The sequence below is a fragment of the Bacillus sp. ok061 genome (genome assembly GCF_900108285.1).
Taxonomy (GTDB): Bacteria; Bacillota; Bacilli; order Bacillales; family Bacillaceae_G; genus Bacillus_A; species Bacillus_A thuringiensis_S.
In genome coordinates this window covers 1-22,408 of sequence record NZ_FNUW01000019.1, presented here as the reverse complement: position 1 = coordinate 22,408, position 22,408 = coordinate 1, and the positions used below count along the sequence as shown (strand labels likewise).

Genomic DNA, 22,408 nt, shown 5'->3' with positions numbered 1-22,408 from the left:
TTAACTATAGTTGACAGATAGTTTGTATTTAAAATGATTAGTGACATTATTTATACCAAAAAACAGAAAAAAACTAGAACATTAGTTCTGTTGTTGGTAAAATATTCTTGTGGGAATTCTGAAAGATTTAGAAAAAACTTTCTCAATATGGTTTGAGAAAAGAGTGAAACGAATGTTCTAAATTTTATGATAAGATAAAAATAATAAAATAAAAGAGCAAAAAGACCCACGGCGTTAAAGTAGTGCCGCCGCACTACTTTAACGTTTTACCCTAGTGTACGTAGGGAAAACTTTCCATGAGTCAACTTCAAGTATATCATACTTCTTAGCCCATGTTAGCATGGTGGTACGTTTTCCTATTGAGAAAAACAGAAGGGGTGTCTTAAGTTCAAGGGAGGGACCCGTCGTGCAGAATTGTACAAACTTAAGTAACATTGTGGTAGAAAAAGATATAACGCCTACTAAACTCTCTAAAATCACAAGTTTATCACAATCAAATTTGTGGAAAACAATGAATGGTCAGGTGCCTATGAATTTTTCGAAACTGATGAAAATTTTGGTGAGTACGGAAAACGAGAATGAAAAAATAAAAACAGTTCAAGAGTTTTTGGAATCTACGAAAAAAGAATCGGACATTAGGACAGCCATGTACTACGTGTATTTAGCGGGCTATACAGATATATTAAAAGAATTGCTCGAAAGAAAGTGTAAACATACGGTAACAAAGAACTATAAAGATATTTTAAAAGTTGGTTTGGAACGTCAATCTGGAAGTCTACGCTCAAAAGAATTTTTTAAGAGCCTAGACAATCTTCGAGCAAAAGTGAATTTAAATAAGGTTAATGTAAATGTTTTAGTAAACTTATTAAGTGTCTATGGGTATTTTGACATGGGGGCTTACAACGTATTTACTACGATGCATGATGTGATTAAAGATAAAATATGTGAAATGCCACAAGGATTAGAAAAAACGTTAATTGATGCCGAATTAAAAGCAATATGTGCATACGCGTATTTAATGCAGGATGAAGTAGAAACTGCAAGATGTTTGCTGTTTGAGGTATTGGGGGTACAAGAAGCCCCACGTTTGTTAAAAGCTACAGCATATAGTGTGTTGGGGGAAAGCTACGTTTTCGAAGATGCGGAGAAATCCGTTCAATATTTTGAAAAGTCACTACTGGAATTAGATAAAATAACAAACAGTAAGTCGCTATTGAAGCGGAAATTAGTTGAAAATACATTTTCGTTTTGTTGTATAATTCATAATTTTCCTGTAAAATTGGAATATATCCATGATAAAGCTGAGCAAGCGCTGCTGAAAATTTCTTTAAATGAGTATGAGGAAGCAGCTAAAATGTTGTACAAAATTGAGAATCGTACAGCTTTTCAGGATTTATACTTAGCTGTTGCTATAGAAAACCCTGAGCTGCGTCAGAAAGCGTATCATCGATTTTTGAAAGAAGGTAATTTATTTTACATAAAAATTTTTGATATTTTAAAATAAGGGGATAGTTAAAATGAAAAAATTTCTAGCTGGTTTAGTTATTGTTTGTGCTCTTGCGCTGACGTTATCACCGGTATCAAGTGAACTTAGCAAAGCAAAAGTTAAAGAACCTGTACAAATGAGGATGGATCCGGGGACAATCGGCTAACTGTTAAAAGAGAAATGCCACTACACTTTCGAGTGCAGTGGCATTTCGTACGTTATAGGGGTTATTCATTTTCTTTATTTTAACATTTTTGAATAATTAATTGGATGAAGGGGAGGAAATAAGGTGAAAAAAGAGACTGCAAAACAAGAAACAAAACGTTTAATCGGGGAATTATTCGGTGCTGAAAATGTAAGTTGTGATATGAATTATCTGATGGGAGAACTTTATAACCAAGGACAGATTACACAAGAGCAGTACAATCAAATTACAACTATATTACAACAAAAAAAGGAATAGCATCTGGCTAATCCTTTTTTACTTATTGCTGCTTTCTTTGTAGGAGTTGTCTTAATAGAACATTAGCGATTTCAGCTTGCTCATCCGTAATTTCTACCCCATCAGAATGAAGTCTGCCTTGATCTAAAAAGTCTTTTACATTAAAGTTAAGACCGTTTGGATTTTCTGTTCTTCCTAAGATGAAGTCTGTAGTAGTATCAAATATGTCTGCTAACTGTACAAGAACCTGAGCGTTTGGTTTTCTTTTATTTGTCTCATATCCACTATACGTAGAATCATTTTTACCAATACGATCTGCTACTTCTTGCATTGTCCAACCGCGTCTATTTCGTAAGAATTTTAATTGAGTTCCTATATCCATACTTTTTACCCCCGTTAAATTCTTGTTTTTTATTTATTCTTAGTTTTATTTTTATAAATTTTATAAAAATATATAAAACGTTTTTTGTTTTATGTGTTTTGATACTTATAAGATACCACTTTATTGCACAATTACACAATGGTAAATACGTGCATATTGCAAGTAGAAGAGGATGGAGGTTTATAAAAAAGTTGAAATACCACTTTACTCACTTGCAAAACGCCAGTATAATAAAAAACATCAAAAGTTGTCTGGAGGTGGACATGTGAAAAGGACTTGGCTAGCAGATTTACGTGGTAAAAAACGTATGTCACAGGTGGCTCTAGCAGATAAGGTTGGTGTGACTCCTGGACATATTGCAGATTTAGAGACTGGTAGACGCGATCCGGGAGGAAAATTAGCCTTGCAAATCGCAATTGTACTTGGGTTCCCTATGGAACATTTTTATTTACCCACTTACTTGCAAAACGCCAGTAAAAAAGAGGTTAGACAATCATTTGAGATGGGGTTTCCTTCCAAAGAAAAATTTTTAGAACACTATCCTCAATACGTAGATAAAACTGTAGGGGGCTGAGCAGTGTGGTGAAAAAGTTAAACTTACGTCTTGGTAACGAGTACTACGGTACAGAGAAAAAGGAAGTTCTATTTCAAGAAGTATACGAAAAATATTTAGGTGTTAAAGTAACGGTCACAAGAAAGAAAAAAACAGAAGTAAAGGCAAGTTAAAAAATTGAAAGGAGGTGATACACATGCAACGGTACGTGACTTATGCGACTCGATTAGTAAAAGCAAAAGACGTAAAAGCTGTATGTTGCGAAAGTAAAAATTACTTCAAGAATGGCTCAGAAGAACAAGCGGTAAACACCATGTTAAAGCTAACGGAAAGGAGTGAACGTGTTGGCCAACATTAACGAGATTTTCGTAGAAGGTTTCCAGTCACATACAAATAGCCATTTTAATTTAGGAAACGGACTGAATGTAATTACTGGACCATCAGATAGTGGTAAAACATCCATTATACGAGCAGTTCGCTGGGTAGCATTTAACGAACCTCAAGGTGAGGCTTTCGTAAACGAATCAGTGGGACAGGCTACTGTAGCGATTCACATGGATAACGGCATTATTATTTCAAAGCACCGTAGAAAAGGAAAAACATCGTACAGAATCCAAACGGATTCAGGCGATGCAGGAAGTGTATTTGAGAAGTCAGAGGTACCGGAAGAAGTAAAACAATTACTCGGTATCACAAAGCAAACATTTGGGGATTTTGTTACTGCTTTAAACTTTGCATTCCAGCTTGAAGCGCCGTTCTTAATAAGTGAAACACCATCATCGGGTGCGAAAGTTCTAGGTAAGTTAGCAGGAACTGAAGCTGTCGATCTCGCGGTAAAAAGTGTTTCAAAAGATACATACGCAGCAAGACAAGAGAGGTTACTAGCTGAAAAAGAAATTGAGAGATTAGCAGGTAACTTACTCGAGTACTTGGATGTGGATGATAAAGTACAGCAGTTAAAAACAGCTGAAAGTCTGATGGAGCACGTGGAGGAATTGCATAAAAAGAAAGATGTACTGCAGCAACTACAAACTCAACAACAGATAGCATTTGAAAAATTCCATGTAGCGTTTGTTGAGGATGAGAGACTTTCAAAAGTGCCGGTTCTTATTCAAATACTTGAAGAAACAGAAAAAGACCAGCAGCGTCTGCAAACACTACTGGACTTACAAAAAAGATACGAGTCACTGTCCACCGCCAAGAAGACATTGACTGAAACATTAAAACAATTTGATGGATTGGTAGAAGTAAGTAACTTGTTACAAGATTCTACTAAATCTGAAGAAATATATTCTTTGCTTTCTATCTTATCACAAAACTATAAGAAGTATAGTCAAGTATTACAAGAAGCTCAATTACAGGTCGAGAGGTTAACTGTAATTGAAAACATTAATGTAGCTGTGATTGAAGAGGAAGTAAAGAAAATGGATGAGTTAAAGAAACTCTATGTACAACATAGCGTGGTTAAACAACGCTACGAAAAAACTAGTAAGGATGTAGAAAGATTATCTGTACCTGGTAATGCGTCAGATCAACTACAAGAATGCGAAACAAGTATTACACAACTAAGTCAAATGAGTGTGCTCTTACAAAAATACCAGAATATACAAAATTATTATATGAGCTGGAAAAGTCGTGCGGAACATTTAAATGTTCCGAGAGAAGTGGTAATACAGATTGCAAATGCTGAGAACAATGTTACTCATTTAGCTGAATTAAAAGAGTTGTTACGAAACTATATGATCTGGCATCAAAGAGTACGTCATAGTACAAGCACGTTGGAACTATATGAAAAGCACATTGAAAATTACACAAAGGAATTGGAAGAGACATGGAACGAGGCTGGTGGAGTTTGTCCGCTATGTGAATCGCCGATGTCTTTTGAACATTCTCATTGAGGAGTGATTAGTGTTGGTAAATACAAAAGAAATTGATGAGTACGTTAATACCGTTGGACGTTTAAATACAGCACTTTCTGAAGTGCGGTCAACGTTAGCTGCGCTAGAAAGTGGGGAAGGTCAATTTGAAATAGATCTTCGTAGGCATCATGTTTATCACAGTATTCACAAATTAAATATGGTAAATCGTAAAGAACTGGATACAGTTATTCGCTATGTCATAATTGGGCACTTAAAAGATAAAGAAAAGTTCCTTGAATCAGAGCTACAAAATTTACTATCAAAACAACTTGAAGGGGGAAATGAGTAATGGAATTAAAACAACGTATTGAAATTGCAAAAGCAAATTTAAAGAAAGCAGAAACAGCAAAAATCCAAGCAGAGGCGGAAAAGTCTTCAGCTGAAAAGCAATTAACGGAAATCGCTGAACAAATGGCGCAGTACGGGGTATCGCCTGAAACGATCCAGGAAGAAATCAATAAGCTTGATACATCAGTTAAAGAAAACCTGGAGCATGTAGAACGACTCATCCCACAGGTATAAGGAGGCTGCTTTTATGTACGAGCTTCTAAAAGCGAGAGCGGATATTCGTCAGGTAAGCGATAAATTGAAAATGAAAATTGGTCAACGAGATTTGTTAGTTAAGCAACAAAAAAGCGCAGAAGCAAGAAAAGCAAAAGCTGAGGAGCAACTTGGGGAGTTTGATTTAGTACAGATTCTTCTTCAAAAGACAAGTGATTATGCAAGGCAGCAAGCAAAACGTCGTATAGAAGAAATTGTTACGTCAGCTCTTACAGTTGTTTTCGATAAAGACTACAGATTCGAAATTGAAATTGCCGTAAAAGGTAATCAACCAGTAGCAGAGTACTGGTTACAGTCTGAAGATGTAAGAACGCAATTAAAGCCGCCTGATTATGATCGCGGCGGTGGTGTAGCGGACGTAGTTAGTTTAGCGCTCAGATTGGCCGTAGGGGAGATTAGTGGTGTAAGAGGACCGTTATTCTTAGATGAGGTTGGAAAGCACGTGAGTCAAGAATACGCACCAAATGTGGCGTATTTCTTGAAGGAGTATAGTACGAAATTTAAACGTCAAATCATTTTAATTACGCACAGTACTCATTTAGCTGAGATAGGTGACGTAGCACTTGGTGTGACTCAAAAACAAGGAAAAAGCATAGTAACTGCTTTATAGAAAGGGAGATTTGGATATGTGTATTAAGTGCTTAGTAAAAGAATTAGCTGCAACGGTAGCAGGTGTAGAAGTGACAGAGGAAGTTGTAGGTAAAGCAACTGAAGAACAAGTACGCGAGTTACGTAGAATTCGTAAAGAAACGGAAGCTACTAAGGAAGTTGTAGCTAAGGAATTAAAGGCTGAACTTGAACCAATTAAAGAAAAATATAAAAAGAAATTAGAAAATGCAACAAAAGGATTAGAGGAATGGCACGATGCAGTATGGGCTGACATTCATTCTGAATTGGGTGTTAACGGTAAAGATGATTTGACGTTAGATGCTGAGACAGGTGAAATCACAAAACAAGTTATCAAGAAAAAAGAATCAAGTAACCTTCACTGATGCACCACATTGTTGAAGGTGGAATTACTTTAGATACAACGTTACGCGAAGCACGAAAAAGCAGAGGTGAGAGTATGAAGTTTCTATATTTCGGTGATCCACATATACGAGGTACAAACCCTCGTAATCGTAAGGATAACTACAAAGAGGCTTTAATTGCGAAGTTCCGTGAGATTTTCGCACTAGCTAAATACAAAGGTGTGACAGCAATTATACAACCTGGAGATACGTTTGATAGGCCTGAGGTTACGACAAGCGTGTTACTAGAATTCGCAAAGGTATTGAAAGAGAGTCCAGTTCCAATTTATACAACAGCTGGTAATCACGATATTTACGGCTACAATCTTGCAACGTATGAACGAACAAGCCTTAGAGTACTGGAGTTAATCGTCCCGCATCTTACAGTCATTAATGATCCTGGGCAAGCTCATATGTTTCACCAAGACGGTAATCACGTCCAGTTAACATTTACACCGTACAGTGATCAAATTGATAAAGCTGGTTATGGTTATTCACCAGAAGTTACTGAAGATTATGAGTCAACTAAAATACATGTAGCTCACGGTATGTTACTTGATCATGATCCACCTTTTGATCGGTACACAAAAGTACAAGATGTAAAAACAGATGCGGATTTGGTTTTGTGTGGACATGACCATACAGGTTTCGGTATTTATAATCGTTCGGATGGAAAAGTGTTTGCGAATATCGGTAGTATCACACGTTTATCGGCTTCGGAAGCTGAGATTAATAGACCGATACAAGTACTTCTTATTGATGTAAAATCACCAGGAGTTTTTGACTTAGAACGGATCCCACTTCAAAGTGCAAAACCTGGTGAAGAAGTACTGGATCGTAGCCGGATTGAAGCGGAGAAGAAGCGTGCCTACGCAATGGAGGAGTTTGCTTCATTAATTCAAACAGAAACGGGAGAAGATGTGCTAGTTGATATTAATACGATTGTTGAAAGCATTGCCAAGACAGATTGTATTAATCCTGATGTAGTAGAAATAGCGTTAACGAAAATAGCGGAAGCAAAGGAGGGATTACGAGCATGATTGTAAACAAACCGCAGTTTGATGAGAACGAACTAGGCGAAGGTACGGCGGTACAGGTCACAAGTGGTAACCCATTTGGACGCCCTAACTATAGCAATAATAAACATGATTGGAATGCTGTGGTAGTAGAGTTTTCACCGCTGATGATAAGCGTAGCTGGTTACAACAAAGAGGAACATGATCGAGTAGAAACGATGAACATAACAATTGACTCAATTGTTAAAGAGCACGTGACGCTTAAAAAGTTAGTAGTAGAACTACCAAAAATTCAATGTGAGGTGGGACCAGAAAATGACTGAATTAAATAATCAAATTCGTAGTTTACAAGAGGAGCATGGGAAAGAAAAGCTACTTGCAGCGGCAACAAAAATTTTAGGTAAGAAAGTACCGACTGACTATGTTCGAGTTTTAAATCCACTTGAATTACAAGCATCCTTACAACAAATTGATGCTGCAGTACAGGATGTTCTTGAAAAAGGTAAGGCACGTGAAGAAGCTTATGGTGAAAAAATTAAGTTACTAAAACAAAAAACTAAACTTGATACACAGGTCAAGTTAAAAGAAGCTGAAGCTTTTATGGCAATACAGCATGAAGGTAAAAGCCAATATGTAATTATTGATAATCAGAAAGTTATTTTAGGAAATGATAAAATGCGTGATGCTTATCGCCGTCAATATTCAAAGAGTGAAAGAGAAGAACTGTCTACGGTTGAGGCGGAATTAAATGCGATAGATATTGGTCTATCTGCAGCAAAAGACGCTTGGGAAACAGCTAAAGAATCAGCGGATCTTGTAAAAGCAAAAGCTTATGTACAAGCGAATCTACTGAAGTTTTTGGCATAGGAGGTTGCTATGGATCCAAAACAAACAGCAATGAGAAATAAACAGCGTGAACGTCAGCAACGTGGGGATGATTTCCAAGCGGAAATCAGAAGAAGCTGGAGAGAAATTCCGAATGTATGGCGTATGAGAATTGCAGATGGTGCAGGTGCAACTCGTCCAGGTGACGAGATTGTAATAACACCTGAAGTAAATATATTAGCTGAAATGAAACGTACAGAGAGTCGTAGATTTTCACTAGATTATATGAGACCGAATCAGATTCTCGGGCTACGAGATTTTGATCAAATTATTGATAGAAATTTAGGTTTAGTGTTTATCAGTTTTCTAAATGATAGCAAAGGGCTTGATGAGGCTTATGCGTTCAGACTTATTACAGCTCTTATTCATATGAAAAAAAGAAACGTGAACCATATAAAACTTGAAGAATTTCAAAGTCAGACGGTTCCCTGTTTACCACTTCCAAGACTTACATACCATGAACCTTCTTACGATCTATCGGAGGTGCTCACTTGCTACAAATCTTTGTAAAACACAACATCCGAATAAGAGGTGCTAGTACACCTCTTAAGGCAGCAATTACTAAGGCGCTAACATTTGATAATCCAGCGTATTTGAAAGCAAAAAAACAACGTAGACCTACATGGGGCGTACAAGCAAAACTTGAATTGTTTGTACATGACAGAGGCGATATTGTTACGCCTCGAGGTTTCTTGTCAAAGCTAGAAGAGGTACTGAAAAACTTAGGTTACGACCCAAGTAAAGTTATTACCTCACAGATTTCATATGGCCGAGATGTTAGTTTCGGGGAATGGGATGACGGGTTTGTATTAAAAGAGGACCAGACACCGATGGTTGAAGCACTTATGCAAGAAAACGGAATAGGTGTAGCACCGGCTGGTTCAGGTAAAACCGTAATGGGCATGCGCTACATTTACGAAAAGGGTAAAGCAGCATTATGGCTTACGCATACAAAAGACTTAATGTATCAATCCGCAAAGCGAGCTAAGGCTACAATGTCTGGTATCGGTCGTATCGGCTTTTTCGGTGACGGTGTACATGATTGGGGAGACGGTAAACTAATTGTTGCTACAGTGCAAACTTTGCAGCGAAATCCACGTTTAATTGATGCACTAAACGATTTTATTGGGACGGTAGTAGTGGATGAAGCCCATCATTTTCCGGCAATACAATTCATTGAAACGGCTGGGAAGTTAACAGCTGAAAATATGATTGGACTAACTGCAACACCTTCTCGAAAAGATGGATTGGAAATCTATATGTACAACGGTGTAGGTCCGAAAGTGTACGAGATTAGCAGAAACGGAATGTATGAAGCTGGGAGACTGATAAAACCGGCAGTGAAATTCGTATATACCGAGTTCAATTACGAGACGGCAAGTAACCGTAACGAGATTGATAGTGTAGATGCTGGTGGAGAAGATCTCGATTATACAGACCTAATTCGTCACCTTATTTCAGATAAGAAGCGTGCCAAATTAGTTGCTGAAAGTATCGTAGAACATTATCCATTAGGACCTGCGATAGTTATTACGGAATCTGTCCGGTACTGTTTTGTCTTACAACAACTCGTACAAAAATTATTGAAAGAACGTTACGGAGATACGTATTACGGGAAACAGATTAATACCGCTGTAGTACACGGAGGTATTAGTCGCTACACCTGGAGAAAAGCAAAAAATGAAAAACATGCACAGCAGCTTATCGATAGTGGTCATGCGGTAGATAAAAAGCAAGGTAAGTACGGTTGGCAGGTAAAGGTTGCACAGTATTCAGAAAAGGAAATCCGTGATTGGCAAGTAACAAAGCAAAAACGTAAAGACATTTTAGAAGCGTGCGACCGAAAAGAAGTAGACATTTTATTTGCTACTCAGTTAGCTCGTGAAGGACTGGACATGCAGCATTTAGCAGTTGGTCACATGGTAATGCCGAAACGTGGTGATTCACGGGAGAGCAATAGCGGCTCATCGGTAGAGCAAGAAATTGGACGTATTATGCGTCCTGATCGAAACAATCCGGATAAAGAAGCATACTGGTTCGATTACGTTGACTACAATGTTGGAGTATTTAAGGACCAGTACCACAGCCGTAGGAAAGTATACAGCAGAATCGGGTTAACAGTACCAAGAAAGCCGAAAACAGAACGCGATACAGTGGCTGATTTCTTAAATGATATGCCTTGGTGAAAGGGGTGATAACGATGGAAAAGTACGAATATGTGGGTGCGCTTTATGAAATCACAGAATTGATTGCTTCAGCGAAAGAGGTGAAGTAAGTGGATCCGGTAGATAAAGAACGGGCAGAGAAAGCATTTCAGGTAATTGTAGATACGGCTAGTAAAGTTTGGAATGCTATGAAGACTGTAGTTCAAGGTATTGGTGAGGGGTTAATAGCGACAGCAAGGGAAGCACAGCCATTTTTAGAAGAGGTTCAACGACTTGAAACGAAACGCGCGAAGCGTAGAAGACAAGTAACCTATCGAAAAAAGAAAAGCCAAGCAAAACGAAAAGCTTGGAAAAAACATGGCCTACAAGGGCGCAGGAGGAAAAAATAATGACACAAGAGACAAATCAAAATGAAGTAGTGGTACAAAATAACGCGGTGGCGAAAAGAAATGATGGAAGCAATTATATTACAGCAATTTTAGAAGAAACAAAGCAGGGGTTTGTTGAAGCGAATAACGGTCTCGATATGGATTTCGTCCGTATGGGCGAGTGGTTAACAGTTACTAAGAAAGGTAATTTTGTTGAGAAAGACGATGAGAACGTATCGTATGGTGACAATATTGATGTAGTAATCGGATACGGTGAGCAACGTTGGTCTGTATGGGGATTAGAAGAATCACCGGAGGCTGGACAATTAATTGTAGCTGAGAGAACAAAAGAAGAAGCAGAGATAGTGTTAAATCAGTGGCTAGCTGAGAACCCACAAGCACAAGAAAGATACGAGTTAGACGCTATTCAGCTTCGTTATATGGCATCAGTGGTACCAGTATCAACATTAAGCCCGGACGACTTCCCTCGTATCTACTTAATGAGCTTTAGCCCAACAGACACAATTATTTTCGGTCGTTTTGCGATGAATGTGTATACAGGGAAATATAAAGCTTTAGAAATCCCGTCAAAACTTGGGGTAAACAGAATTGTTACACGTCTTGTAACAGCTGAAAGAAAGAGTCGTACAAATGCTAGTAACCAATGGATCGGTATCGACTTCCAACCTGTTGGTGTATTTAAACCAGAAGATTACGGAATTAACGTAGAAGAAACAGAACAAGCAGAAAAAGCTTCAGAATAATTAAGGAGGGCGTCTACAAATGGCAAAAAAGAAAGATAAAACAAGTGAATATCAATATGTAGACGCATGGTACAGCAATCAGAACGGTAGAAGCATTCCGTGGAAACGAATCCCTTCCTCTGAAGTGAAGCAATTCCAAACGGGAGAGGCATTCAATTTCAATTGCTTTGCTACAGTTCAACGATTTGCGAACGACACAAAAGTAAAGGGGGAGGCATTTATTGCTCCCCTATATTTTGACCTTGACCATGCGGAAGACCCATCAGTCAGCCAAAAAGATGCAATAAAGCTGGTGGAATTTTTTACGAAAGAGATGGACATTCGTGAATCGGACATGTGGATTTACTTTTCTGGATCAAAAGGATTCCACATCTTAATAAGCTCCGATGCGCTCGGTATTGAACCGAGAAACGACCTTCATAAAATCTTCAAACATATGGCTGGGTACTTAGTACATAGACTAGGACTCACGTCACTAGACCTTGTGGTGTATACAGAAAAGCGGATGATTCGTTTACCGAACAGTATGCATCAAAAAACGAACCTATTTAAAACAGAAATTAGTGTAAATGAATTAAACAAATTAAAGTTGGAAGAAATTAAAGATTTAGCGAAATCGCCAAGACACGCTGACGATCTACCTTATACGGCAGAAGAACGTAAAAAGGCAATGAAATACAGACCTCGTACGGGGTATTTACTAATAAATAAGACAGAAGAATACGAACAAGCAGCGGCAACGAGTGCTCGTAAGTATACGAAAGAAGAATTCCAATTTAAGAAAGACAAACCACCGGCATGTGTCGTCGATATTTTAAATGGTGGCTGGAAAAAAGACGGTGACCGAAACCAAGCAACAGTACAGCTTGCATGTTACTTCAAAGACGCTGGCTACACGAGAGAAGAAACGTTGAAAGAACTAGAGGAGTGGGTACTTAAGTTCACTTCTGAGGATAATGAGTATGGTAAGCAACAACGTGTAGCAAATACGAGAAGTGTTGTTGACGCAGTATACAGCGGTGATAATACATACAAATTTGGTTGTGCGTTTATTCGTTCACTACATGGTGAAAAGAAGCCAGGCAGCAAAGATTATGAACGAGTAGCATGTGCCGGTGATATGTGTCACTGCATTAAGAAGAACGCTGAGGAAGAAGAAACTGCAAAGTTACTTCATCTAGCAGAGACAGGCAATGCGGATCTTACTGGAAAGCTTGTAAAAACACGTGTCATGGTTGCAGGGAAAAAGCATACGCCTTACATCATTCCAAAAAACATTGAGTACCATTGCTGGGGCAGGGAAAGTTGTAAAAAAGTACATTGCCCTCTATACGACATCCATACGCATACAGGATACAAAGACCTGGGCGTAAGTGATCGGGAAGTTATCCAAATGACAGGTGTAGGTGACGATAATATAAAAGGTATTTTACGAGAAATATCAGGCATACCAAATTGTCCGAAATACAATACCGATATTTTAGAAAACATGAACGTTGAAGAATTGCTTGTAATCCCGATGGCTGAAGAAGATGACGAAAAGCAAGAGCAGCATAAAGGGAATTATGTACTACGAAAAGTGTACGCCGTAAATGGACTAAACGTAAGTGAGAATAAGTACTACGAATTAACAGGTTATGTATACCCACATCCAAAGAATCAGGAGTCAACACTACTTGTAAAGAGTGCGGTACCGCTTCAGGATGTGGTTGAAAGTTTTGAGCTAAATGAACAAGTGAAAGAAGATTTAGCAACATTTCAGCCGGCAGATTATACAGCAGAATCGATTGAACAAAAGTTAGAAGCTATTTGTAACGATTTAACGTACAACGTAACACACATCGTAGAACGCGATGAAACGCTACTTGCAGTATTGTTAACACTTCATAGTGTCCTTCGCTTTAAGGTACCGTGGGATTTAAATCCGTTACGTGGTTGGGTGGAATTAAAAATAGTAGGTGATACAGGTACTGGTAAGTCCGCCCTCATTGAAAAAGTAATGAAATATGCAGGACTTGGAACACGAGTGAATGCAGAAAGTACGTCTCGTACAGGTCTAACGTACAAGATGGAACAGTCAGGTGCTCAAGGTGCATGGTACATCGTTTGGGGTGCGTGGCCGTTAGCTGATAAAGAAATGATTTGGATCGATGAAGATACAGGTATTACGAAAGATGATTATGGTGAAATGACGCTTGCTCGTTCTGACGGGAAGCTGGAAGTAAAACGAGCTGTAACAGCTGAAACACCTTGTAGAGTACGTGCCATCATGTCAGGGAACGTACCGAAAGGGAAACGACTTGCTGATTACTCTCAAGGCGCAGAAAGTTTAAAAGATATTTTCAATAACGAGGATATACGTCGTTTTGACTTTGCAGTTTTTATGAGAGCGAGTGATGTGGATCCTGAGTTGTACAACCAAACGCTTGCTACGTATCCATCGATTATACAGAAGGATACTTTGAAAAATAACATCTTATATGCTTGGTCACGTAAGCCAGAGGACGTGCTATTTACAGACGGTACGATTGATAAAGTACTGGAAGTTGCGACAGACCTTGCGAAAGTATATGGAAATGCGAATGACATACCACTTGTTTCTCCTTCAGATCAGCGGAATAAAGTAGCTCGTTTAGCAGTAGCGCTTGCAGCACTTACACATTCAGTTGATGAATCAGGTGAAAGAATTCAAGTTTGGCCGGGACACGTTGAGTTTATAGGGGAGTATTTAAAAGCTTTATACAATGCTCCAGGTTGCGGCTTAAATTACTATGCTCGTTTAGCAATAAAAGAGGAAGAAATGACAGAAGAAAGATACCAGAAGTTTACGGCAGATCTTAAGAAAATCGATACGTTAACAGGCGAAATGAAATTCTACGAGTTTATCAAACTGTTCGCTCAGCAGAAGTATTTACGACTTGGTGATGTTGAGGCAATGCTGTCTATCGATAAAGAAGAAGCGAAAGCAATCGTAAATCAATTAGCGAAAATGAGGATGATCCTTTTAACAAGTGGTGGCTATCGAAAAACGCCACGCTTTAATGCATACATTGCGTATTGCATGAAGAAAGGACTCTTTGACCATATACAAGATGAGTACTACTAATTATATGGACAAGCACTACAAATATGACTGGAAGTGAAAATATGAAACTCGGAAGTTTATTTGGAAGACCTAAAACATTAGCAAGTAGTAAAAAACAGGTACCGGTAAAAGAATCAAAGTTAGCGGTAGAGATGGAAAAAAAGAAAAAGCCGGGACAATTCAATATTGTTTGGCCAAAAGTGGAACCGCAGCAAGTGAAAGATTATAAAGCGATTCTTACAGTCTCAGAGTTAAAGAAATACTTAGAACGTTGTATACAAACAGGTAAAGTAGGATTCGACTGGGAGACTGCAGCAAGTAAAGAAATTAGAGTGCATTATAAAAAGGCGTTTGAAGATATAGAAGAAGCACGTACTACAGGGATTATCGATGATAAAGAAGCGGAAAGCCGAAGTGAGAGCTTAGAAAAAGCGTATTTAAAGACACCATTGGATCCGTGGAAAGGTGAAATTTGTACGGTATCGCTGTCAGCGGCAGCACACGAGTCAAGAGTTGTTCCAATCTCACATAAAGTTGGCCAAGTATTTGAGCCAAGTATGGAAAGAGGTGAAGCTAGAAAAGTTGTGCTAGATTTACTCGATGAGTACTTATTCAAAAATGAAAATGTACTAAAGATTGCGGTTAACTTATCTTTTGAAACGAAATACGCAGCGAAGTACGGTAAATACATTTTAGGAAAAGTAGCAGATCCATTGATTATGTGGGTACGGTGTTTACAAATTGTAGCACCGCAAAAGATTAACAATCCGAAAAAGCCTACAAGCGGATGGGGATTAAAGCCTGCTACGAAAGAGATTTTTGGTGTAACAATGAACGACTTTTCAGCTCTTTTAAAGAAATACAAGGTGAATTTCTTTGATGAAATTGATGCGAGTAAAGGTGAAGGACTACTTTACTCAGCTGAAGATGCGGATTACGCACTGCAGCATTATGAATATTGGTCTCAAATCGCTTCGCAAATTCCGCAATATGAGGAATGGCTCCACAAGATTGAAATGCCGTTCACACGTGTTATCGGTCTTATGGAGTATTGGGGAATGAATTGGGATCCAAACCTTGCAACGCAAAAGAAACAAGAGGCTGAAATTATGCAGGAACAAGCTGCTGAACGTATTAAACAAATCGCGAAAGAAACGTTCAATGTTGATATAAATACCGGTAAATCAGGTAAAACGAACGAAGTGAAAAGCTTAATGTTTGATTACTTAAAAATACCGGTGGCTAAGTACGGAAAAACAGGTGCGAGTCTTGATCAAGAGGCACTTATCGATATGGCATTTATGCTTGAGAATAAGCTAAACGATATCGATGAGGAAAAGTACCTCAGCATTCCATTACCTGAAAATTGGGGAAATATCAATCCTGACAAGGACCCTACCTTAGATAAGTTAGAGCGTGGAGCAATTCGTATCGCAAAACGCGAACCACATCCTTATAAGGAACAAGCGTTAGAGGTTATCGATCAGCTGAAGAAAATCCAAAAATACACGACATTACTTTCTTCGCACATCGTAGGGCGTGAAAAGTACTTGAACTTTATGAGTGGACGGATCCATGCAGGGTACAGTCCATTCACAGAAACAGGACGCTTAAACAGCTTTAATCCGAACGGACAAAACGTACCGAGACCAGATAATGATGAGTTTAAGATAAGAAACTTCTTTGTACCTAAACCAGGAAAGATATTATTCTTCATTGACTTCTCAGGGTTCGAACTTCGCTTAATGGCATGGAAATCAGGCGATGAGGTCATGACGGAGCTATTTAATACAGGCGGGGATATGCATCGTAGAACAGCGTCTGTAATGACTGGAAAACCTGAAGATGAAATTGTAAAGAAAGAACGTACGGATGCAAAGGCAGGAAACTTTGGAATCTCTTATGGTGGAACGGAACACGCTCTTCAGTTCACATTTAAAACGAAGTACATGATTCGTAAAACATTAGATGAATGTGCGCAGATTGTGAATGCCGTTAAAACAGCGTACAAACGCATACCAGAGTATCAGCGCAAGATTGTTTTAGAAGCACGGGAGCAAGGTTATGTGCAAACGATTTATGGATATATGAGGTTACTGCCTAGTATTAACAGCGCGAATAGAAGAGATCGTGGATCAGCTGAGAGACAAGCAGCGAATACGCCAGTGCAAGGTAGTGCAGCTGACATTATGAAGAAAGTGCAAAATGAAATTTATGAATCTATCGGTAAACAAGAAGGTGTACTTGCTCATGGCAGTGCCGATATGATTGCACAAATTCACGATGAAATTATTTTTGAAATAGATGATGATCCGGAGATTGTAGTGGCAGCAGAAAAACAAATTAAACAAGTTATGGAGCAACCTCCAGTACCAGGATTTCCAGTTCCAATTGAGGCAGAAGGAAGTGTAGGTTATCGATGGGGCGAGAAAATGAGTGTTGAGTCCTGGCTTAAACAAAGGGAGGAATAGCATGTGGGAAGAGGAGAGGGACCGCGTAAATCGTTATTTACAAAGCGTCATGCAACAGCATTACCACGTGTAAAGCCAGCAAGAATTGTAGGAAGCATTGCTGGAGAACCGTACAACATGGTTTGGGTAGTAAGTTCATTAAGAAAAGATAAAAAGACTGGTGTGCTAGACCCAGTACCACAAGATCCATACGCAGAATTACTATTCAGCAGTTGCTTTAAAAAATGGAGGGAAGACGATGAACGCCTTGAACCGTCAACAACGCCGGGCGAGTGAACGTGAGAGAAAGAAAACAAGGGAGCAGCAAAGTTTTCACAGGGGTGAAGTGCAGCAAGTATCCCTTTTATCGTATAAAGATGGCCGAACATTAGCATTACGTGCAGTAAAAGAAGTGTTAGGTTTGGGTCCGGTACGTTTAGAACGTGTACAAAAGCGATTAGAAGAACTAGAAAACGAGAATTTCAATGAACTATTTTTAGAGCATTTAAGAAAATAAAAAGCTGTAGGAAGGATGTGCGATTGTGGGTGGTAGACAGCAAGGAAAGGGGTACGAAAATCGGAAAAGTGATAGGAAGATGGAAAGATTAAAACGTGAAATGGTTAAGCAAAAAAGGAAAGTAGCAAAAGGGGAGCCACGAAAGGCGGTAATGTATTTGGACAATTCGGAGCAACAGTTAAAAGATGTGATGCAAGAAAATCGTGATTTGCAGTTAGCAGTTGATTTATACAAATCACAAGTGAAAGTGAAAGATAATTACGCAAAGCGTGTATTGAAAGAAAATAACGAATTACGTGAGAAGAATAAAAGTTTACGAAAGAAATTCATTGCATTCGTAGTTTCCTATATGATCGCAGCGACAATCGTAAGTTTAGTAGTACTAGGATGAATATCTTGTATGCTGTGAAATTTGTTGTGGGTAACAAAGCATATGTAGATTTAGTCACCGCAGATAACAAAATGCAAGCGATGAAAATTATAAGAGAAGAAAGGCCGAACTGTTATATCGATTGGGTAAAGGAGGAGTTATAGTGCGTCAATTAAACGATACTAAGAATTTAAAAGATGATAATAAGTTCTGGAAAGAAGTGTATTACTACATGGAAAAGCATGATTGCTATAAGGATGAGGCTGTAAAGGTCGTGGAGGCTCAGTTCAATAGTAAGAACGAGAAAAGAGTAAAAATTATTGAAGCCGTAAAAGAAAAGTTGATTTGTGCAGGAATACCTGAAAAGGACTCTTTAAAATTCGCAGAAACTGCACCCTTTGTTAATTACTTAACTGGTGCCAGTGTAGAAAGAATGGTGAGAAGTTTTATAGATTTGTTTAAAAAAGGGGAGCGTGCAAAACAATGAACATCACTCATTTATTTCAGCTTCAAAAAGACCTTGATAACAAGATTGTGGAAAAACGTAGTTTACAAAACGTTCCATTGTTTCAAGAAAAGAAATTATCATTTCGTGATGAACTAAGTGAGTTACTTCATGTGTGGCGTGGTCATAAGTTTTGGAGCGAAAATAACAAGCCGATTACAAAAGGCGTACGTAACAAGGGTCAAATGATGGAAGAAGATAAGGTGTACTACAATCCGTTATTAGACGAATTTGTTGATGCACTTCACTTTGCTTTATCGATTGGATTAGAACGTGAATGGAATAAATATATCGATGCCTTTGTAGTGCGTAATAACAAAGGAAATACAAAAACAGAAATTATCGATGTGTTTAACGATTTATATGAAAACAAATTATGGACTGCAGCACATTACATGACCTTGATGAATGACTTGGCTTACTTAGGTGCAGCGCTTGGATTTTCGGCTATTGAAATTTACAACGCATATATCGAAAAAAATAAAATCAATCATGATCGTCAGGCATCCGGATATTAAAAGGAGGCGAAATAGTGGGGAAAGTTATTCTTTGGACAAAAGAAGAAATAGCGTATCTGGAGGATTCCTGGGGGACATACAGCATTAAAAGTATTGCGAAGAAGTTAGATCGCACTGTAAATGCCATAAAACTAAAAGCAAATCGTATAGGGTTAAGCGATCCACGGTTACATTTCAATGGGCTTACAGTGCTCCAACTAGCAGATGTATTACAAGTAAGTTATAAAACAATCGAATCGTGGTATGAAAGATTCGCATTTCCTATAAGACTAAAGTTATTTGCAAAAACTCAAAAAATAAAGGTAGTTTACTATAAGGACTTTTGGGGTTGGTTAAAACGACATAAGCAGGTAGTTGATTTTTCAAAGGTTGAATATGGGATTTTAGGACCTGAACCAGAATGGATGAAAGAGAAACGTGACGCGGATGTGTATAGAAGGAAAAAAGAGAGAGAGCCTTGGACTAAACAAGATGAATTATTACTAAAAAGTATGGTCAAAGCGAATTGTTATACGTATTTGTATATCGCGAAACGTCTCCAGCGAACAGAAAGTGCAATAAAGAAAAAACTGGAAGAGCTTGGGATCTTCGAGAGACCTGTAGAAAGTCAGGCATCTTATACTGAAGATGAAATACGGATTAGTTTAGATCTATTCGAAAAAGGGTACACGGTAGATGCAATTGCAGAAAGGTTTGGGAAAAGCGCATTAACACTTGTTGGTTACTTAAAAAGTAAGGGTTATCGATTTAGAGCGAAAATGGTGATAAAGCCTGAGAATCCTGTGTTTTAGATCTCAAATAAAAAAGGCTAGGATTTCTCCTAGCAAAAGAGTTATGTCGTACAGAAAGGTACTTGTGCGCAAACCAGGTGTTTGCAAATTCATTATATAACGTTTCTGGGGTGGACAGGCCGAGTCGTAGCAATCTTTACGTAAACTTTACATGGTATTGAAGATTTTGATAAAAATCAAATTTGAATTTTGTATAAAAAACGGAGGGGAATAGATATGATGAAAGTTTTTAAAATGAATGATTACGATTGGGTAGCTGCAAAGAACGAAGAAGAAGCGAAAAACTTTTATGAGGAATTCATAGATCGGGAGGAAATTGAAGAAGATTTTGTTGGAGAAGTTAGTTTGCAAGACAAAATGCATATCAGCATTGATGAATTGCCGGACGAAGAGCAACGAGTAGCTACAATCGAACCAGTAATTCATAGAGGTGGAGAAACGTGTGTTTTAAGGTCATTCGAATGGGTAATAAAGCGAGATAATATTACAAATCCATGTATCATTGCTTCAACAGAAAACTAAACAAAAGCGTTATTTGAATAGAAAATAGCAGGTAGTTGACTAAGTTACCTGCCGAGTGCCTAAACAATCCGGAGGAACAAGCTCCGTTTTGAAAGAGTGTAGTCATGGGAAGTGACTTGTAGATAGTATGTGTAATGTAAAAAAGATTATTCGTAAAGGGGAATGAGTGATGAAAAAATTCGAGTGTACAGTAACTCGTGTAGATAAATTTGTTATTGAATTAGATGAAAATAAAATGAATGCAAGTTGGTTAGAAAACTTTAAAAATAACTTTTACAGTATTGAAGATTTTAAAGATCACGCAGATATGATTGCACAGTATAGAGCTAGGTTCGGCCATGAGTGCATTGAAGGTTATGGCATCCCTTTAGAAAGCGGAAAACCTCCAATTGGTGTTTCTAAGGATGATTGGAGAATATTTGATGCTATTAATATCGAGGTGATAAGTGAAGATGATGATTGCGAAGTAGAAGTAAAAGAAATTTAAACAAAATAGTTATTTGAAACGAAAATATACACAAAAAGAGTGCTTTATAAGCGCACTTAAGTGGCAGCTCTTGAGAATATTGCGTGAATTACACGATAATATATGTCTGCTGTATTTCTAGGTGAAGAAATGCATTGTAGCTTTATTTTTAAAAAGTGTTTGAAAAAAGACACCGTTTTAACGGTGTCAATTAGCACAATGAATTTGATGGGAGTACCCTAAGCACTTGGAATCATAGGGTTCTTCAATAATTTATGTGATTAATATTAAAAAAATGCTATTCCACATAAAAAGAGCACTTTCGCAAGTGCCCTTTAGAGGAGTGAACAACCTATTGAGTTTAATGAGCGTTCATTAATAAATTCTGAATTTTTTCAACGGGTTATGAACTAAGTAGGATCTCAAATTAAATATATGTGTTAACTAACAAAAAGTGTATGTACACAGAAAAGCAGCTAGCAAAAGCTAACTGCTTCCTTGTCCAACAAAAACATTACCACAATGTTTTGTAACTTAAAAGTTACAGTTATAGTATGAACAAAATTGAAAATGTTATGCGGGAAAAGCCTGATAAAAATTTTATTTTGTAAATCAAAATAATTAAAAAAGAGCACCATGCACAAGTGCTCTTTAGAAAAGGAGGTAACTCAGTGAACGAAACGTCTGGATTAGAATTATATGTTGTAAAAAAGAAAAAAGAACAATGATTTATTATTATCCCAATACAAAAGAGCAGCTAGCGAAACTAACTGCTCAAGTAGCAAGTAGATACAATCTGGGTAAGAAGCAAATTGTATTGTGAATTAGTATTACTAGAATCTTGAATTTTATTCAATATTAACAAAATCCTTATTTAACAACAAATAAAAAGAGTGCATTTTTATATGCACCCTTAGTAAGGTAGGTGAATGTTTCATGAGATATAGAAAATCTAAAAAATCGTAATCAGATTTTCACGAGTAAATTTTTAATATTGTATGCCTTACATGGAATTATGGAGCCTGTCATTAAAGAACAGAGACAAATAAAATTTTCAACAAAATCGTTATTTTAATTAAAAGAGCAGTTAGCAAAAGCTAACTGCTTGTTGAAAAAAGAATCCAATCCAGATTATTTACTGCCAGAGTTTCAAGAAATAAATGATTAAATTAATTTAACTTTTCAATTGTAATTGAAGCATTTACATTTGTTTGTGTTCCACCTGCCAAAGTCTGCAAAGTAACCGCAGCGGCGGAAGTATGATTATTAAGGGTAAGAATATCACCTGCTGCTAAAGTGAGAATTGTTTGCCCATTGTTTTGTTGAGTACCTGCACCTGCTCCATAAATGGAGTTGGTAACGGGAGCCCCATTTAAAAAGAGGGCAAATTGATTAGGTTCAACTCCTGATACAGAAAAAGAAATTTTATAATCTCCAGCATTAATAACTGTCATCTGAGAAGTTCCAAGAGTATGAGTAAAACCGGATGTGATTCTACCGTGTGAATTAAAAAGGATAGGTGCTTCCAAGGCAACAACTTGAGCTGCTGTATTGAAAACATAAGCATACTGGGATAAACCAGATGTTGTAAGTCCAGAAGGGCCGGTAGGTCCAGTAGGTCCAGTAGGTCCAG

The 22,408-nt window shown here is 37.8% G+C and carries 30 protein-coding genes and 1 pseudogene; 29 read left to right on the top strand and 2 right to left on the bottom strand.

The window, feature by feature from the left end:
• Window positions 1-406 precede the first annotated feature (406 nt).
• The 3 genes from C4S65_RS22095 to C4S65_RS34575 all read left to right on the top strand — a co-directional run bounded on the left by C4S65_RS22095 (window position 407) and on the right by C4S65_RS34575 (window position 1,949).
• Entirely contained in the window at window positions 407-1,504 is a 1,098-nt protein-coding gene (locus tag C4S65_RS22095) for an AimR family lysis-lysogeny pheromone receptor (RefSeq protein ID WP_103945444.1), read from the top strand.
• A gap of 13 nt (window positions 1,505-1,517) precedes the next feature.
• A complete protein-coding gene (locus tag C4S65_RS35315; RefSeq protein WP_000713858.1) occupies window positions 1,518-1,652 on the top strand; it encodes a hypothetical protein in 135 nt (44 codons plus the stop codon).
• A 123-nt stretch (window positions 1,653-1,775) separates the two neighbouring features.
• Window positions 1,776-1,949 carry a hypothetical protein gene (locus C4S65_RS34575; RefSeq protein ID WP_103945443.1) on the top strand — a complete coding sequence of 58 codons (174 nt, stop codon included), beginning with the start codon at window positions 1,776-1,778 and terminating at the stop codon, window positions 1,947-1,949.
• Window positions 1,950-1,971: 22 nt separating this feature from the next.
• Here C4S65_RS34575 and C4S65_RS22085 read toward each other — a convergent pair whose 3' ends face one another.
• Entirely contained in the window at window positions 1,972-2,310 is a 339-nt protein-coding gene (locus C4S65_RS22085) for a helix-turn-helix transcriptional regulator (protein ID WP_103945442.1), read from the bottom strand.
• A gap of 265 nt (window positions 2,311-2,575) precedes the next feature.
• On the opposite strand from C4S65_RS22085, the gene C4S65_RS22080 reads away from it, so the two are divergent.
• From C4S65_RS22080 to C4S65_RS21970, 26 genes are all read left to right on the top strand, one after another.
• Window positions 2,576-2,884, top strand: a complete 309-nt coding sequence (locus tag C4S65_RS22080; protein WP_258043878.1) for a helix-turn-helix transcriptional regulator — start codon at window positions 2,576-2,578, stop codon at window positions 2,882-2,884.
• 5 nt (window positions 2,885-2,889) lie between these two features.
• On the top strand, window positions 2,890-3,036 hold the full coding sequence (locus tag C4S65_RS34570) for a hypothetical protein (protein WP_000239434.1): 147 nt from the start codon (window positions 2,890-2,892) through the stop codon (window positions 3,034-3,036).
• Window positions 3,037-3,059: 23 nt separating this feature from the next.
• Window positions 3,060-3,221, top strand: coding sequence for a hypothetical protein (locus tag C4S65_RS34565; protein ID WP_001190219.1), 162 nt, complete (start codon window positions 3,060-3,062; stop codon window positions 3,219-3,221).
• Window positions 3,205-4,761, top strand: coding sequence for an AAA family ATPase (locus C4S65_RS22075; protein WP_103945441.1), 1,557 nt, complete (start codon window positions 3,205-3,207; stop codon window positions 4,759-4,761). Before C4S65_RS34565 ends, C4S65_RS22075 begins: the two co-directional genes overlap by 17 nt.
• A gap of 13 nt (window positions 4,762-4,774) precedes the next feature.
• The gene (locus tag C4S65_RS22070) at window positions 4,775-5,071 is read left to right on the top strand and encodes a hypothetical protein (protein WP_071714771.1); all 297 of its coding nucleotides are present in this window, start codon (window positions 4,775-4,777) and stop codon (window positions 5,069-5,071) included.
• Entirely contained in the window at window positions 5,071-5,304 is a 234-nt protein-coding gene (locus tag C4S65_RS22065; protein WP_098564221.1) for a hypothetical protein, read from the top strand. Before C4S65_RS22070 ends, C4S65_RS22065 begins: the two co-directional genes overlap by 1 nt.
• A gap of 13 nt (window positions 5,305-5,317) precedes the next feature.
• Entirely contained in the window at window positions 5,318-5,953 is a 636-nt protein-coding gene (locus C4S65_RS22060) for a chromosome partitioning protein ParA (RefSeq protein ID WP_079245389.1), read from the top strand.
• A gap of 16 nt (window positions 5,954-5,969) precedes the next feature.
• Window positions 5,970-6,335 carry a hypothetical protein gene (locus C4S65_RS22055; protein ID WP_103945440.1) on the top strand — a complete coding sequence of 122 codons (366 nt, stop codon included), beginning with the start codon at window positions 5,970-5,972 and terminating at the stop codon, window positions 6,333-6,335.
• The gene (locus C4S65_RS22050) at window positions 6,335-7,393 is read left to right on the top strand and encodes a metallophosphoesterase (protein ID WP_142391570.1); all 1,059 of its coding nucleotides are present in this window, start codon (window positions 6,335-6,337) and stop codon (window positions 7,391-7,393) included. The genes C4S65_RS22055 and C4S65_RS22050 overlap by 1 nt, the downstream gene beginning before the upstream one ends.
• A complete protein-coding gene (locus C4S65_RS22045; protein WP_042597771.1) occupies window positions 7,390-7,692 on the top strand; it encodes a hypothetical protein in 303 nt (100 codons plus the stop codon). Before C4S65_RS22050 ends, C4S65_RS22045 begins: the two co-directional genes overlap by 4 nt.
• Entirely contained in the window at window positions 7,685-8,236 is a 552-nt protein-coding gene (locus C4S65_RS22040; protein WP_061684585.1) for a hypothetical protein, read from the top strand. The genes C4S65_RS22045 and C4S65_RS22040 overlap by 8 nt, the downstream gene beginning before the upstream one ends.
• Window positions 8,237-8,245: 9 nt before the next feature.
• On the top strand, window positions 8,246-8,764 hold the full coding sequence (locus C4S65_RS22035; RefSeq protein ID WP_000371313.1) for a hypothetical protein: 519 nt from the start codon (window positions 8,246-8,248) through the stop codon (window positions 8,762-8,764).
• An 83-nt stretch (window positions 8,765-8,847) separates the two neighbouring features.
• Window positions 8,848-10,440 (top strand): DEAD/DEAH box helicase family protein, encoded by a 1,593-nt coding sequence (locus C4S65_RS22030; RefSeq protein ID WP_142391573.1) that lies wholly within the window; start codon window positions 8,848-8,850, stop codon window positions 10,438-10,440.
• Between the two features lie 89 nt (window positions 10,441-10,529).
• Complete coding sequence (locus C4S65_RS22025; RefSeq protein WP_103945438.1) at window positions 10,530-10,808, top strand: hypothetical protein; 279 nt, start codon at window positions 10,530-10,532, stop codon at window positions 10,806-10,808.
• On the top strand, window positions 10,808-11,551 hold the full coding sequence (locus C4S65_RS22020) for a hypothetical protein (protein ID WP_063675333.1): 744 nt from the start codon (window positions 10,808-10,810) through the stop codon (window positions 11,549-11,551). The genes C4S65_RS22025 and C4S65_RS22020 overlap by 1 nt, the downstream gene beginning before the upstream one ends.
• A gap of 19 nt (window positions 11,552-11,570) precedes the next feature.
• Complete coding sequence (locus tag C4S65_RS22015) at window positions 11,571-14,657, top strand: DNA primase small subunit domain-containing protein (protein WP_103945436.1); 3,087 nt, start codon at window positions 11,571-11,573, stop codon at window positions 14,655-14,657.
• Window positions 14,658-14,680: 23 nt separating this feature from the next.
• Window positions 14,681-17,107, top strand: coding sequence for a bifunctional 3'-5' exonuclease/DNA polymerase (locus C4S65_RS22010; RefSeq protein ID WP_142391569.1), 2,427 nt, complete (start codon window positions 14,681-14,683; stop codon window positions 17,105-17,107).
• Between the two features lie 3 nt (window positions 17,108-17,110).
• Window positions 17,111-17,383: a hypothetical protein gene (locus tag C4S65_RS22005; protein WP_000532406.1), complete on the top strand. Its 273-nt coding sequence runs from the start codon at window positions 17,111-17,113 to the stop codon at window positions 17,381-17,383.
• Window positions 17,346-17,603, top strand: coding sequence for a hypothetical protein (locus C4S65_RS22000; protein ID WP_103945434.1), 258 nt, complete (start codon window positions 17,346-17,348; stop codon window positions 17,601-17,603). The genes C4S65_RS22005 and C4S65_RS22000 overlap by 38 nt, the downstream gene beginning before the upstream one ends.
• Before the next feature lie 25 nt (window positions 17,604-17,628).
• The gene (locus C4S65_RS21995; protein ID WP_142391568.1) at window positions 17,629-17,994 is read left to right on the top strand and encodes a hypothetical protein; all 366 of its coding nucleotides are present in this window, start codon (window positions 17,629-17,631) and stop codon (window positions 17,992-17,994) included.
• Window positions 17,995-17,999: 5 nt separating this feature from the next.
• Complete coding sequence (locus C4S65_RS34560) at window positions 18,000-18,137, top strand: hypothetical protein (protein ID WP_219814119.1); 138 nt, start codon at window positions 18,000-18,002, stop codon at window positions 18,135-18,137.
• Window positions 18,137-18,460, top strand: a complete 324-nt coding sequence (locus C4S65_RS21990; RefSeq protein WP_142391567.1) for a hypothetical protein — start codon at window positions 18,137-18,139, stop codon at window positions 18,458-18,460. The genes C4S65_RS34560 and C4S65_RS21990 overlap by 1 nt, the downstream gene beginning before the upstream one ends.
• Window positions 18,457-18,996 carry a dUTP diphosphatase gene (locus C4S65_RS21985; RefSeq protein ID WP_103945433.1) on the top strand — a complete coding sequence of 180 codons (540 nt, stop codon included), beginning with the start codon at window positions 18,457-18,459 and terminating at the stop codon, window positions 18,994-18,996. Before C4S65_RS21990 ends, C4S65_RS21985 begins: the two co-directional genes overlap by 4 nt.
• A gap of 14 nt (window positions 18,997-19,010) precedes the next feature.
• Window positions 19,011-19,787, top strand: a complete 777-nt coding sequence (locus C4S65_RS21980; RefSeq protein WP_103945432.1) for a hypothetical protein — start codon at window positions 19,011-19,013, stop codon at window positions 19,785-19,787.
• A 216-nt stretch (window positions 19,788-20,003) separates the two neighbouring features.
• Window positions 20,004-20,309 (top strand): hypothetical protein, encoded by a 306-nt coding sequence (locus C4S65_RS21975; RefSeq protein ID WP_103945431.1) that lies wholly within the window; start codon window positions 20,004-20,006, stop codon window positions 20,307-20,309.
• 169 nt (window positions 20,310-20,478) lie between these two features.
• Window positions 20,479-20,796, top strand: a complete 318-nt coding sequence (locus C4S65_RS21970; RefSeq protein WP_078204469.1) for a hypothetical protein — start codon at window positions 20,479-20,481, stop codon at window positions 20,794-20,796.
• Between the two features lie 1,148 nt (window positions 20,797-21,944).
• Here C4S65_RS21970 and C4S65_RS21965 read toward each other — a convergent pair.
• Window positions 21,945-22,408 (bottom strand): annotated as a pseudogene (locus C4S65_RS21965) (collagen-like protein); the annotation flags it as partial.